12 protein-coding genes are annotated in these 13,217 nt (G+C 66.3%); 2 read left to right on the top strand and 10 right to left on the bottom strand.

All coding sequences use genetic code 11. The features are described from left to right. Positions 1 to 12 precede the first annotated feature (12 nt). The 7 genes from A3K89_RS18230 to mqo form a co-directional block, all read right to left on the bottom strand. Positions 13 to 864: an LLM class F420-dependent oxidoreductase gene (locus A3K89_RS18230; RefSeq protein ID WP_068428676.1), complete on the bottom strand. Its 852-nt coding sequence runs from the start codon at positions 862 to 864 to the stop codon at positions 13 to 15. A 19-nt stretch (positions 865 to 883) separates the two neighbouring features. Continuing rightward, positions 884 to 1,246: a cobalamin biosynthesis protein gene (locus A3K89_RS18225; RefSeq protein WP_068428673.1), complete on the bottom strand. Its 363-nt coding sequence runs from the start codon at positions 1,244 to 1,246 to the stop codon at positions 884 to 886. Then, positions 1,239 to 2,636 carry a cobyrinate a,c-diamide synthase gene (locus tag A3K89_RS18220; protein ID WP_371828811.1) on the bottom strand — a complete coding sequence of 466 codons (1,398 nt, stop codon included), beginning with the start codon at positions 2,634 to 2,636 and terminating at the stop codon, positions 1,239 to 1,241. Before A3K89_RS18220 ends, A3K89_RS18225 begins: the two co-directional genes overlap by 8 nt. After that, on the bottom strand, positions 2,633 to 3,253 hold the full coding sequence (gene cobO / locus A3K89_RS18215; RefSeq protein WP_068428667.1) for a cob(I)yrinic acid a,c-diamide adenosyltransferase: 621 nt from the start codon (positions 3,251 to 3,253) through the stop codon (positions 2,633 to 2,635). Before cobO ends, A3K89_RS18220 begins: the two co-directional genes overlap by 4 nt. A 10-nt stretch (positions 3,254 to 3,263) precedes the next feature. After that, positions 3,264 to 5,150 (bottom strand): VWA domain-containing protein, encoded by a 1,887-nt coding sequence (locus tag A3K89_RS18210; RefSeq protein ID WP_068428664.1) that lies wholly within the window; start codon positions 5,148 to 5,150, stop codon positions 3,264 to 3,266. A gap of 234 nt (positions 5,151 to 5,384) precedes the next feature. Beyond that, positions 5,385 to 5,861, bottom strand: a complete 477-nt coding sequence (locus A3K89_RS18205; RefSeq protein ID WP_068428661.1) for a GNAT family N-acetyltransferase — start codon at positions 5,859 to 5,861, stop codon at positions 5,385 to 5,387. Positions 5,862 to 5,873: 12 nt separating this feature from the next. Then, complete coding sequence (gene mqo, locus A3K89_RS18200; RefSeq protein WP_347812643.1) at positions 5,874 to 7,367, bottom strand: malate dehydrogenase (quinone); 1,494 nt, start codon at positions 7,365 to 7,367, stop codon at positions 5,874 to 5,876. A 203-nt stretch (positions 7,368 to 7,570) separates the two neighbouring features. Between mqo and A3K89_RS18195 the strand changes: the two genes are divergently transcribed. Together A3K89_RS18195 and mtr are read left to right on the top strand one after the other, a co-directional pair. Then, a complete protein-coding gene (locus A3K89_RS18195; protein WP_174551453.1) occupies positions 7,571 to 8,608 on the top strand; it encodes an alpha/beta hydrolase in 1,038 nt (345 codons plus the stop codon). Then, complete coding sequence (gene mtr, locus A3K89_RS18190; protein WP_068428654.1) at positions 8,605 to 9,984, top strand: mycothione reductase; 1,380 nt, start codon at positions 8,605 to 8,607, stop codon at positions 9,982 to 9,984. The genes A3K89_RS18195 and mtr overlap by 4 nt, the downstream gene beginning before the upstream one ends. 61 nt (positions 9,985 to 10,045) lie before the next feature. Here mtr and A3K89_RS18185 read toward each other — a convergent pair whose 3' ends face one another. The 3 genes from A3K89_RS18185 to map form a co-directional block, all read right to left on the bottom strand. Further along, positions 10,046 to 10,612, bottom strand: a complete 567-nt coding sequence (locus A3K89_RS18185; RefSeq protein ID WP_068428651.1) for an alpha/beta fold hydrolase — start codon at positions 10,610 to 10,612, stop codon at positions 10,046 to 10,048. Positions 10,613 to 10,711: 99 nt separating this feature from the next. Beyond that, positions 10,712 to 12,214 (bottom strand): cobyric acid synthase, encoded by a 1,503-nt coding sequence (locus A3K89_RS18180; RefSeq protein ID WP_068428647.1) that lies wholly within the window; start codon positions 12,212 to 12,214, stop codon positions 10,712 to 10,714. 34 nt (positions 12,215 to 12,248) lie between these two features. Beyond that, on the bottom strand, positions 12,249 to 13,124 hold the full coding sequence (gene map / locus A3K89_RS18175; RefSeq protein WP_068428645.1) for a type I methionyl aminopeptidase: 876 nt from the start codon (positions 13,122 to 13,124) through the stop codon (positions 12,249 to 12,251). Positions 13,125 to 13,217 lie beyond the last annotated feature (93 nt).

The raw sequence follows: 13,217 nt of genomic DNA, 5'->3' as shown, positions 1-13,217 counted from the left end.
GAATTGCGCCAGTCAGTGCAGGACAGGAAGCTTGTTCGCAAGCCGATCGAGGTAGGCCAGCACCTCGGCTTCGGACTTGTCGGGCATGCCGTAGACGACCTCGGTGACGCCGAGCTCGCCCCATCGCGCGAGCTTGGCGACGTCGGGCTTGACATCGAGCACCACGATCTCCGGGTTGCCGACGCGTCCGCCGTCCCGCCACATCTGCTGCAGCCGCACGACACGGGACTCGATGTCCTGCTCACCCGGCGTCGTGATCCACCCGTCCGCCGACTGCACGATCCACGCGAAGTTCTTGTCCGTGCCTGCTGCTCCGACGTAGGTCGGAATCGCGTCGCCTCGAATCGGTTTCGGCCACGCCCAACTCGGCCCGAACTCGGCGAACTCGCCCGAGTACTCGGCCTGCTCGTCGGACCACAACGTGCGCATGGCGGCAAGATATTCGCGCAGCATCGTCCGTCGACGCTTCGGCGGCACGCCGTGGTCGGTCAACTCGTCGACGTTCCAGCCGAATCCGACACCGAGCACGACCCGTCCGCCACTGAGATGATCCAGCGACGCAATCGATTTCGCGAGAGTGATCGGATCGTGCTCGACGGGTATCGCGACGGCTGTGCCCAGCCGTATCCGCGAGGTCACCGCAGCTGCCGTCGCGAGCGACACCCAGGGGTCGAGGGTGCGCGCGTACCGATCGTCGGGAAGCGACGCGTCACCGGTCAGTGGATGAGGCGCCTCTCGTCTCACCGGGATGTGCGTGTGTTCGGGTACGTAGAACGAGTCGAACCCCAGGTGTTCCCCGGCCGCTGCAGCGGCGGCAGGGGTGATCCCGCGGTCGGAGGTGAACAGGACGAGGCCGAAGCGCATGCTCGCATTAGAACGTGTTCTAGTCTACTGCGCAAGCAAGTGCGATACTGACCGCTCCGATGTTCGTCTTCGGGGTGACGACGCGTCCGCCGCCGCTTCCGAGAGTCGCGGCAGCCTCGGCAACGCTGGCGGTCCCGGTTTCGCGCCGCACACGGGCCGACGGGTTCGGCACGGAGACCCGGTTCAGCTGCTCCGCGGTCCACGACGTCGACGAGACCCCCAGCGCAGCCGCGACGGGCGCCAGGACGTCCGCCTTGGTGTCGATCGTCGCGACGGACACCAAGGTCCGATCCGCTCCGACGACGGCGAGAATCGCGTCGACGATGCCGTCGATCGGGGCGTTGCTGGACGCCCCGACTCCCGCGACGACGCGGTCAGTCACGGGACGCGAACCGCGCGCAGGCAGCGACGAAACGCGCAACCGATTCGGGCACACCCGCCGGATGAGTGTGCAGATACGACGCGTGCACGTTGCCGTGCACGAAGCCCTCCTGCACGACGTTCTTCCTGGCGGCACGGCTCGGGTTGCGCCATCCCCAAGCAGCCGTCGGATTCTCGTCCGCGACGTCGACGAGCATCGTGCGGTGGAATTCGTGTCCGGTCACCCGTGCGCCCGCAGGGAACAGCACCGAGTCGTGCAGTGCAGCGGCGTCGCGGTAGCCGAGTGTCAACGACGCCGAGAAGCGGGCATCGACGTCGATCACCCCGGCCATCGCATGACCGTCCAGACTGCGCGAAAGATACAGCAGCCCAGCACATTCCGCATGAATCGGCATTCCGGCGGCCGCGGTACGGCGAATGTCCGCCAACAGGAGCTCGTTCGACGCCAGCTGCTCGGCATGCTCCTCCGGAAAGCCACCGGGAACGACGACACCGGCCGTGCCGGCGGGGAGCCCGTCGGTCAACGGGTCGAACACCGTCACGTCGGCGCCGGCTGCCCGCAGTAGTTCGACATGCTCGGCGTAACCGAACGTGAACGCCGGACCACCGGCTATGGCGACGACAGGAGCCTGCGACACGGGCGTGCCCACCTCGTCGGCCGGGTTCCACGCGGCCGTCGAGACCGACGAGGCAGCCAACGCACGGAGTGCGTCGAGATCGACGTGTTCGGCTACGAGCGTCGCCATGGCATCGACCGCCGCGCCTGCGGACTGCCCGTGTTCGACGGCGGTGATCAACCCGAGATGCCGTGAGGGCACGGCCAATTCGGACATTCGCGGCAGCACGCCGAGTACCGGAATGCCGACGCGGTCGCACGCATGTCGCAGCACTTCCTCGTGACGCGGACTTCCGACGCGATTCAGGATCACCCCGCCGATGCGCACCGAGGAGTCGAACGTCGAAAAACCGTGCAGCACTGCGGCGAGACTCTGGCTGTGTCCCCGCGCGTCGACGACGAGCACGACGGGTGCACCCAGCATCGAGGCCACGGATGCCGTCGATCCCTCGGCCGACGCGTCACCCGCGCCGCTGGGGTCGATCTTGCCGTCGAACAGTCCCATCACGCCCTCGACGACGGCGATGTCGCACCCGTCACTTCCGTGCCGGAACAGCGCTCCGATGCGGTCGGCGCCGACCATGACGGCGTCGAGGTTACGTCCGGGCAATCCCGTCGCAAGCGAGTGATATCCGGGGTCGATGTAGTCGGGTCCGACCTTGAACGGGGCGACGCGATGGCCTGCGGCGCGCAGTGCACCCATCAATCCCGTTGCGACCGTCGTCTTTCCGCTTCCCGACGCCGGGGCCGCGATCACGACCGCGGGGACACTCACCACTCGATCCCCCGCTGGCCTTTGCGGCCCGCGTCCATCGGATGCTTGACCTTGGTCATCTCCGTGACGAGGTCGGCTGCGTCGATCAGTGCCTGCGGGGCGTCGCGGCCGGTGATGACGACATGCTGGTTGCCCGGCCGATGCGTCAGCACCTCGACGACCTCGTCGACGTCGACCCATCCCCACTTCAGCGGATACGTGAATTCGTCGAGGACGTAGAAGCGGTGCGTCTGCTCGCCCAACCGGCGGGCGATTTCGCGCCAGCCATCGGCTGCTGCCGCCGCGTGGTCGACGTCCGAACCCTTCTTGCGGGTCCACGACCAGCCCTCGCCCATCTTGTGCCATTCGACGCCGCCGCCGACACCGGACTGCTCGTGCAGTTCGCCGAGCGTCCGGAACGCAGCTTCCTCGCCGACCTTCCACTTCGCACTCTTCACGAACTGGAAGACACCGACATCGAATCCCTGGTTCCACGCGCGCAGAGCCATGCCGAAGGCAGCGGTGGATTTGCCCTTCCCGGGCCCGGTATGGACCGCGAGGACCGGCTGATTGCGGCGCTGCCGCGTCGTCAAGCCGTCGGCAGGCACGGTTCCTGGCAGTGGTACTCCCTGTGGCATGTCGCGCCCCCTACGCCGCGGCGCGGACGACGGCCGCGACCTGCTCGGCCGACAGGTCGGCGAGTCGCACGTATCCCCCGGCAAGATGCTCGGCGAATTCGCGCGCGAGATCGAGCCGGACCATGCCCGTCTCGCAGTCGACGACGACCGAGGCGGTGCCGTCCGCCGCAATCCGTGATGCGGCGATGCGCGCTCGCTCGACGGGGTCGACTCCCCCGGTCGCACGACCGTCGGTCAGCGCGACCACGAGTGCGCGGCGCAGCGGGTCACGTACCTTCTCCCGCTGGACCACCTCGCGCGCTGTCAGAAACCCCTGTGCCAGCGGCGATCTGCCGCCGGTCTTCATGCGACGCAGGCGGGTGACCGCGACGTCGACGCTCGACGTCGGCGGCAGCACGACCTCGGCGTCGCGTCCACGCACCGTGATGACGGCAACCTTGTCTCGCCGCTGGTACGCGTCGCGCAGCAGGGACAGGACCGCGCCCGTCACCGCCGACAGCCGATCACGCGCAGCCATCGAGCCGGAGGCGTCGACGACGAAGACGATGAGGTTGCCTTCCCTCCCCTCGCGAAGCGCGCCCCGCAGATCGGCCGGCTCCAACCGGAACCGTCCAGCAGTCCGACCGCGAGCGACCTGCTGCTCGGCGGCAGCGAACAGGGTACCCAGGAGGTGAATTCCCTTGTCGCGCTCCGTCGTTGCGCGCACGACACGACCCTGCGAGGACCGAGAACGCGACCGACGCCCCGGAGCGCCTTCCCCGACGCCGGGGACCTGCATCAACCGCGCACGGAACTGCGACCCGGGAGCCGCCGCCTGCTTGTCACGCGAGTTGTCGCCGCTCTGTTGCCGTTCAGGCGCGTCCGAGCCGTTCGACTCGGGAGATTCGCCGGCAGGGGGCGGCGGCGCGCCTCCCCCGTCGGGATCCGGATCGGGCTCGGGTTCGGGCTGCTGCTCCGCCTGCTCGGCTGCGTCACGCATGGCGTCGTCGAGGGCGCTCTCGTCGATTCCCGGTTCGTCGAACGGATCTCGCCTGCGACGGTGCGGCAGCGCGAGTTCCGCAGCAACGCGGACGTCCGATTCTTCGACGGCCGCCGACCCTCGCCACGCCGCGTGGGCCGTCGCCGTGCGTGCGACGACCAGATCCGCGCGCATGCCGTCGACGTCGAAGGACGCACACAGCGCTGCGATCCGTCGTAGTTCGGTGTCGCTCAACACGACGTCGTCGATGGCCGCCCGGGCAGCGACGATACGAGCGGCGAGATCGGCGTCCTCGTCGGCGTATCGACCTGCGAACTCGGACGGATTCCGTTCGTAGTCCAGACGTCGTCGGATGACGTCCATGCGGGTGTCGACGTCTCGCGAGGCCGTCACGTCGACCGCAAGACCGAAACGGTCCAGCAACTGCGGTCGCAACTCGCCCTCTTCGGGGTTCATCGTGCCGACGAGCACGAATTGTGCTGCGTGAGAATGGGATACACCGTCGCGCTCGATGTGGACGCGCCCCATCGCGGCCGCGTCGAGCAGCACGTCGACGAGGTGGTCGTGCAGCAGGTTCACTTCGTCGACGTAGAGCACGCCCCGGTGAGCCGCGGCCAGCAGACCGGGTTGGAACGCGCGTTCGCCGTCGCGCAGCACCTTCTCGAGATCCAGCGAGCCGACGACGCGATCCTCGGTGGCGCCCACCGGTAGTTCGACGAGACGGGCCGGACGGCTACCGCCCTCGTCCTCGACGGCGGGCAGAAGCGTCGCGAGTGCGCGCACCACCGTCGACTTCGCGGTGCCCTTCTCACCGCGCACCAGCACACCGCCGATGCCGGGGTGCACGGCGCAGAGAATCAAGGACAGCCGGAGCTGATCCTGACCGACCACCGCACTGAACGGATATCCGGGCTGCACGACACACTCTCCTTCATCCCTCGGACTCCTCGCCGAGGACTGGGACGGCCCACCGGGATCGGTGGGCCATGACGCGCCGCGCGGTGATCTGGCTTCCGAGTGCCCACGGGCACTCGGTACACAGTGGCGGGACCGCGCCTGAATCACACAGGACTTCCCCGCATCGGCGTGTCGATCGGTTACTGCACGACTCCAGGCTTCGCTCCAGAGTCTTCAGGCTTCGCTCCAGAAACTTCAGGCTTCGCTCCACGGCGAACCGCCACCACGACGCATCGGGGTGTGCGGAATGCCGTCTTCGAGCACTTCCTCGCCATCGGGAAGGAAGCCGTGCTTGGCGTACATGTCGACGAGGTAGCTCTGCGCGTTGATGCGGCACGGAGCCGAGCCGACCTCGGCGAGAGCGGCCCGCAGAATACGCGTCGTATGCCCCTGTCCTCGGGCCGAGCGTTGCGTGCACAGACGCCCGATCCGGAAGGACTTCTCGCCGTCGTCGTGTTCCTCGAGCAGGCGCAGCGTGCAGACGACGTCGCCGTCACGCTCGAGCCAGAAGTGACGGGTCTCGGCGAGCAAATCTCTGCCGTCGAGCTCCGGGTACGCGCACGCCTGCTCGACGACGAACACCTCGACACGCAGCTTGAGCAAGTCGTACAGGGTCTTGTTGGACAGATCCAAGGCCCAGGATCGCTTGAGGGCAGCCGCTTGCGTAGTCATCTGCTGTTGCTATCACACACCGGTGGGCTGTGCGAGCCGGGTGGTCTCGTCGAGCTGCAACGTCTTGGACGTCCAGTCGAAGACCTCACGGAACAGCGCAGGCTCCTCGGCGAGCTTCTTTCCGAGCGACGGAACCATCTGCGTGAGCTTGGGCTGCCAGGCCGTGTAGCGGTCGCCGAAGCAGCGCTTGAGCACGTCGAGCATCGCAGGCACGGCGGTCGACGCACCGGGCGACGCACCGAGCAGACCGGCGATGGATCCGTCCGCGGCGTTGATGACGGCGGTGCCGAACTCGAGCACGCCGCCGCGCCCCTTCTTGCGGATGACCTGTACGCGCTGGCCTGCAGTGACGAGCTCCCAGTCCTTGCCGATCACCTGGGGCGCGAACTCGCGGAGCGTCTCCACGCGGTCGGCCTGCGACTGCGCGAGCTCGCCCACGAGGTACTTGACCAGACCGAGCTCGGTGACGCCGACGCCGAGCATCGACATCAAGTTGCCGGGCTTGACCGAGCCGGGAAGATCGGTGAACTTACCCTGCTTGAGGAACTTCGGCGACCAGCCTGCGTACGGTCCGAACAGCAGACCCGGCTTGCCGCCGATGACACGAGTGTCGAGGTGCGGAACCGACATCGGAGGTGCACCGACCGACGCCTTGCCGTACACCTTCGCCGAGTGCTGGGCGATGAGGTCGGGGTTGGTGCACCGCAGCCACTCGCCGCTGACGGGGAATCCGCCGAAGCCCTTGATCTCGGCGATGCCGGACTTCTGCAGTAGATGCAGCGCCCCGCCGCCCGCGCCGACGAAGACGAACTTCGCGTTGACGGTCTTCTTCGCGCCGGTTCGCAAGTTCGCGATCTTGACGTCCCACGTGCCGTCGGACTGCTTCGAGATGTTCTTGACGTCGGTACCGAAGTGGACGGTGCCGCCGGACTCGGACACGTAGTTCAACAGCTGACGCGTCAGAGCGCCGAAATCGACGTCGGTACCCTCGTCGCTCCAGTTCAGGGCGACGGGATCGGAGAAGTCACGACCCTTGCCCATCAACGGCAGACGACGGGTGAACTCGTCGGGGCTGTCGATGTACTCCATGCCCTCGAAGAGCGGGTTCGACGCCAGAGCGTCGTACCGAGCGCGCAGGTACTTCACGTTGGATTCGCCGTGCACGAAGCTGACGTGCGGAATCGGGTTGATGAAGTTCTTCGGATCGGACAGAACACCGGATTCGATGCTGTGGGCCCAGAACTGTCGCGACACCTGGAACTGCTCGTTGACGTTCAACGCCTTGGCGATGTCGACCGAGCCGTCCTTGTTCTGCGGCGTGTAATTGAGCTCACACAGGGCCGAGTGGCCGGTGCCCGCGTTGTTCCATGCGTCACTGCTCTCGGCTGCCGCCGCGTCGAGCCGCTCGTACACGTCGATCGACCATTCCGGCTCCAGCTGCCGCAGCAGCGCACCCAGAGTGGCACTCATGATTCCGGCGCCGACCAGGACCACGTCGGTCTTCACGTTCGTGACCTGCTGTTGATTCGACCGCTGTTCATTTGACACTGGAGTTTCGACTTCCTTTGTCCGTGAGTTCTCGGCTACCGAGTGGTGTACGAATGGCGGTTACGTTACCCGTCCGTACGACACCGTCCCGACGCCCTTTGCGCAATACCTCGATTGTGCTCCTCGTGACGCCCCTGCCGTGACCACTACAGTTGTGATCTGTGACTACCTGGATGCCCGATGTCCTCGGCGACGGCTACGAGCAGACGACCATTCCCCTCGGTGACGACCCGGACGGCGAAGGCCAGGTCGAGGCCACCCTCGTCCGCTATCAACCGGCCGATTCCCCGCCGTTCGAAAAGGCGGTCGTCTACGTTCACGGATTCACGGACTACTTCTTCCAGCAGCACGTGGCCGAGTTCTTCGCCGCGCAGGGCTACGCGTTCTACGCGCTGGACCTGCGTAAGTGCGGCCGCTCGCTTCGCGACGGGCAGACCCCGCACTTCGTGACCGACCTGTCCTTCTACGACGCCGAGCTGAACGCCGCGCTCGGCATCGTGTCCGCGGAGTCGAGCGGTCGGTCCATCGTGCTGGTCGCGCATTCCACCGGCGGATTGATCCTGCCGCTGTGGCTCGACCGGCTGAACCGTCGGGAAGGCGGAAGCGCGGGCCTGGGGATCGCAGGCGTCGTTCTCAACAGCCCGTGGTTCGACCTGCAGGGACCTGCCGCGATCCGCAGCGTCGGCACGACCGCCATCGACGTCATCGGACGATTCAGGGCCAAGACTCCGGTGCCGGGCCAAGGACTCGACACCTACGGCCGTTCACTCGCCAGCTCACACGAGGGCGAGTGGACCTACAACCTCGAATGGAAGCCTCTGACCGGCTTCCCCGTCAGATTCGGGTGGATCCGCGCGATCCGGCACGGACACGCCGCACTGCACCGCGGACTCGACATCGGAGTGCCGTCGCTGATCCTGCGCTCGAAGGTGACGCATTTCTCACGGAAGTACAGCTCGAGGATCGACGTCGCCGACGCCGTCCTCGACGTGAAGCAGATCGCACGCTGGGCAGGCTGCCTGGGCGACCGAACGACCGTCGTTCCGATCGAAGGCGCGCGCCACGACGTGTTTCTCTCGCAGGAGGAGCCACGCGCACGAGCATTCGCCGAAGTCGACGAATGGTTAGGCTGGCTCGACCGCAGCCGCATCGAACACCCGTCGGGCAAGAACCACACCGAGATCGGAGCCATTTCGTGAGCGACCGGAAACACTTCGACCTCGTCGTCATCGGATCCGGTTCCGGCAATTCCATCGCCGACGAACGCTTCTCCGACATGAAGATCGCCCTGTTCGAGGAACATTCGCCGTTCGGCGGCACGTGCCTCAACGTCGGATGCATCCCGACGAAGATGTTCGTCTACGCGGCCGAGGTCGCCCAGACCATCCGTGACTCGGCGCGCTACGGGATCGACGCGTCGATCGACAAGGTTCGATGGGAGGACATCGTCGATCGCGTCTTCGGTCGCATCGATCCGATCTCCGAGGGCGGCAAGCACTACCGCGAGAACGGCAGCCCGAACGTCACGCTGTACTCCAGCCATGCGACGTTCGTCGGACCGCGCACCATCGACACCGGAACCGGCGAGATCATCACCGCCGACCAGATCGTCGTCGCAGCAGGTTCGCGCCCGATCATCCCGCAGCAGGTGCGTGACAGCGGCGTGCCGTACCACACGAACGACGACATCATGCGGTTGCCGACGCTGCCGAAACATCTCGTCATTCTCGGATCCGGTTACATCGCAGCAGAATTCGCGCACGTCTTCGGTGCACTGGGATCCGAGGTGTCGATCATCGCTCGCAAGGACAACCTGCTGCGCGGACTCGACCCGGACATCTCCGACCGGTTCACCGAGCTGGCACAGAAGTACTGGGACGTCCACCTCAATGTCGGCGAGTCCACGGCGATCTCGGAAGACGGCCAGGTCGGCGTCCAGCTTCGCGACGGGGACAAGGTACTCGGCGACGCGTTGCTCGTCGCCATCGGTCGTGAGTCCAACGGCGACCGCATCGGCGCCGAGGCAGGCGGCATCGAACTCGACGACGGCCGCATCGTCGTCGACGAGTTCGGACGCACCAGCGCCGAGGGCGTCTTCGCGATCGGCGACGTCTCGTCGCCGTTCCAGCTCAAGCACGTCGCCAACCACGAGGGTCGCGTCGTGCAGCACAATCTCCTGCAGCGTACGTGGGACGACACTGCGAAGTTCCAGGCGTTCGATCATCGCTTCGTCCCCGCCGCGGTGTTCACGCACCCGCAGATCGCCGCGGTCGGCATGAGCGAGCTCGAAGCCCACAAAGCCGGTCTCGAGATCACCGTGAAGATCCAGAACTACGGCGACGTCGCCTACGGCTGGGCGATGGAGGACCGCGAGGGATTCGTCAAGATCATCGCCGAGAAGAAGACGGGACGCATTCTCGGTGCCCACATCATCGGCGATCAAGCTCCGACGGTCATCCAGCCGCTGATCCAGGCGATGAGCTTCGGGCTCACGGCGCCCGAGATGGCCCGAGGTCAGTACTGGATTCACCCGGGTCTGCCGGAGGTCGTCGAGAACGCTCTGCTGGGCCTGTAGTGCCGCTGCGCGGCTCGTGCGTGGATAGTCGGCCATGGGCCGACTATCCACGCACGGCACGTCACCAGGGACTGGTGCGTAGCGTGATCTCCGTCGCGAGTTCCGCAGTGGCGCCGGCCGGAATCGAATCGACTCCATCCAGCTGCACTACACGGAAATCCGAGTACACGACGCGGCCGCTGGCGTCGGCACTGCCGCGCCTCAGCGAACTCGAGATGACGAGCGTCGTCGGCAGTTCGACCGGCGGGCAGTCCGCGGCGAGCACGACACCCTGATCGTCGGCGACGGCGGGATGCCCCCGATCGCACACGACGAGACTCGCGAAACGGCCGAACGTCCGCGCGGCGAGACTCCACGCCAGTTCCGCCCCTTCCCCACTGCCCACGAGATGCACCCACGGGAGCGACAGCTCGTCGAGAACGGCAAGAACCGTTTCGTGGTCGAGACCCGTTACATCTTCCACCGCAACGGTTTTCAGGTCCGAGTTGTGCAGCTTCTCGGCCACCTCGTCGTACACGTCGGGGGCGTCGCCCACCGCGGGAAGCAGCAATACGGTGTGCCTCGACTCCGGGCCCGCCACGCGCACCGAACAGCGTCCGCCGAGGGCAGTCACTTGCTTGTAATCCATGGGTCACGACGCTACTGCACCGCACGCGGGTGGATTCGCATTCGGTTCGTGAACGCAGCGCTCGGTGCCGTCGACACTGACCGCCGAACCAGGACGACGTCAGAGGTGCGCGACGCCGCGCTCGATGACCTCGAGCACGGCGTCGACGTCGAGTCCGTCGGCGACGAGATCGGCCAACAGATCCAGCTGCTGCTCGCGCATCGCTGCGACGACGGTGTCGTCCGCCACCTCGAAGCCCGTCCGTCCAGCGCGACGCGCGGCCCAGCGCAGGAAAGCCCGTCGAAAGACATCCGACTCGAGCACACCATGCCAATGAGTACCGAGGACCGAACCGCGCACACTGCCCTCGGGGCGACCGTCGTCGTGGACCAACAGGTTCGCATCGTTGGAGTGCACGACCCGTCCATGATGGATCTCGTACCCGGATGCGCCGTCGGCGTCGAAGAACGAAGATCGACCCGACACGCGATCCAGCACTTTGTCGGCATGGAATTCGATTGCGAGGTCGAGCAATCCGAGCCCGTCGACCCGGCCAGTGGACGACTCGACTCCGTCGACGATGGTCTTCCCGAGCATCTGATAGCCGCCGCACACACCCAGGACGGGTTTGCCTGCCCCGGCGTGCGCGAGGACGGCGTCGGCCATTCCGGTCCGGCGCAGCCATTCCAGGTCGGAGACCGTCGACTTGCTACCGGGGACGACCACGAGATCCGCGTCAACGACGCGGGACGGCTCGGTCACCCACTGCACCGACACACCGGGTTCGCACGCCAGCGCCTCCACGTCCGTGGTGTTCGAGATACGGGGCACTCTGACGGCAGCGACGCGTAACCACGTGGCACCGACGGGAGGTCGCGGCCTCCCCACCGGCGCATCGGCGACGGTGCCCAACGAATCCTCGGCGTCCATCCACAGACCGTCGGCGTACGGGATGACGCCGAGAGTCGGCTTACCGGTGAGGCGTTCGAGTTGGTCGAGCCCCGGCGCCAGCAGCGCCTGATCGCCGCGGAACTTGTTGATGACGAAGCCTTCGATGTGCGCCTGATCCTCGGGCGACAGCACCGCGACCGTGCCGTACAGATGCGCCAGCACTCCACCGCGGTCGATGTCGCCGACGATGATCACCGGAAGCGACGCCGCGGTGGCCAATCCCATGTTCGCGAGATCCGTTGCACGCAGATTGATCTCGGCGGGCGAGCCCGCACCCTCGCAGATGACGTAGTCGAACTCCTCACGCAGCGAAGCGAGTTCGTCGGCGACGACCGCGCGCAGAGCCTGCCGATGTTCGATGTAGTTCGACGCCGACACCTGAGCCGTCGCCCGGCCACGAACCACCAATTGCGACGTACGGTCGCTTCCGGGTTTCAGCAGAACAGGATTGAACCGGACGCTCGGCTCGAGGCCGCACGCGCGCGCCTGCAACGCCTGCGCGCGACCGATCTCACCGCCGTCGAGCGTGACCACGGAATTGTTCGACATGTTCTGCGCCTTGAACGGGGCGACCGACAGACCCTTACGCGTCAGCAGGCGGCAGATCCCGGCGACGAGAACACTCTTTCCCGCATCCGACGTCGTCCCCGCAACCAGCAGGGCTCCACTCACGGCCGTTCTTCTCGATTCATTCCGCAGGCTCCACTCACGGCAGTGTCAGGATTTCGGCACCGGTTTCGGTGACGACGAGAGTGTGCTCGAATTGCGCCGTCCACTTCCGGTCGCGAGTCACGACGGTCCAGCCGTCGTCCCACATCTCGGCCTCGATGCCGCCGAGGTTGATCATCGGCTCGATCGTGAAGGTCATGCCCGGCTCGATGATCGTCTCGACCGACGGCTGGTCGTAGTGCAGCACGACGAGACCGTTGTGGAACGTCGTGCCGATGCCGTGTCCCGTGAAATCTTCGACGACGCCGTAGCCGAACCGGTGGGCGTACGACTCGATGACACGGCCGACGACGTTGAGCGCGCGACCCGGCTTGACGGCCTTCACAGCCCGCATCGTGGCCTCGTGTGTGCGCTCGACGAGAAGTCGCACGTCCTCGGAGACGTCGCCGGCGAGGAACGTCGCGTTGGTATCTCCATGCACGCCGTCGATGTACGCGGTGACGTCGATGTTGACGATGTCACCGTCCTGAATCACCGTCGAATCCGGAATGCCGTGGCAGATGACCTCGTTCAGAGACGTGCAGCAGGACTTCGGAAAACCCTTGTAGCCCAACGTCGACGGGTAGGCACCGTGGTCGATCATGTACTCGTGCGCGATGCGATCGAGCTCGTCCGTCGTCACACCCGGTGCGACGGCTCTGCCTGCCTCCTGCAGGGCCTGCGCCGCGATCTTCGACGCAACACGCATCTTCTCGATGACCTCGGGCGTCTGCACCCACGGCTCGTTGCCCTCGACGGCCGTCGGCTTCCAGGCGTACTCCGGCCGTTCGATCGCCTTCGGCACGGAACGGATGGGCGATACTACACCCGGCACGAGTGGCTGACGGGGCTTGCTCTCGGCGGTCACAGACATGGGGACCAGGGTAGTCCGTGCGCCTGCAGCACCCGTGCGTGCGTGGTAGCAGCGTAGGCAAACCTGCACGCACGGGTGCCGCAGACGCTTACA

It is taken from the genome of Rhodococcoides kyotonense (genome assembly GCF_001645385.1).
GTDB lineage: Bacteria > Actinomycetota > Actinomycetes > Mycobacteriales > Mycobacteriaceae > Rhodococcoides > Rhodococcoides kyotonensis_B.
The sequence above is the reverse complement of the archived record's forward strand: the minus strand, read 5'-3'. Positions and strand labels throughout refer to the sequence as shown.

Coding starts and splice junctions, on each gene's coding strand:
- A3K89_RS18185 (WP_068428651.1), bottom strand. CDS start 10,612: ATGGATTACAAGCAAGTGACTGCCCTCGGCGGACGCTGTTCGGTGCGC.
- map (WP_068428645.1), bottom strand. CDS start 13,124: ATGTCTGTGACCGCCGAGAGCAAGCCCCGTCAGCCACTCGTGCCGGGT.
- cobO (WP_068428667.1), bottom strand. CDS start 3,253: ATGCCACAGGGAGTACCACTGCCAGGAACCGTGCCTGCCGACGGCTTG.
- A3K89_RS18230 (WP_068428676.1), bottom strand. CDS start 864: ATGCGCTTCGGCCTCGTCCTGTTCACCTCCGACCGCGGGATCACCCCT.
- A3K89_RS18205 (WP_068428661.1), bottom strand. CDS start 5,861: ATGACTACGCAAGCGGCTGCCCTCAAGCGATCCTGGGCCTTGGATCTG.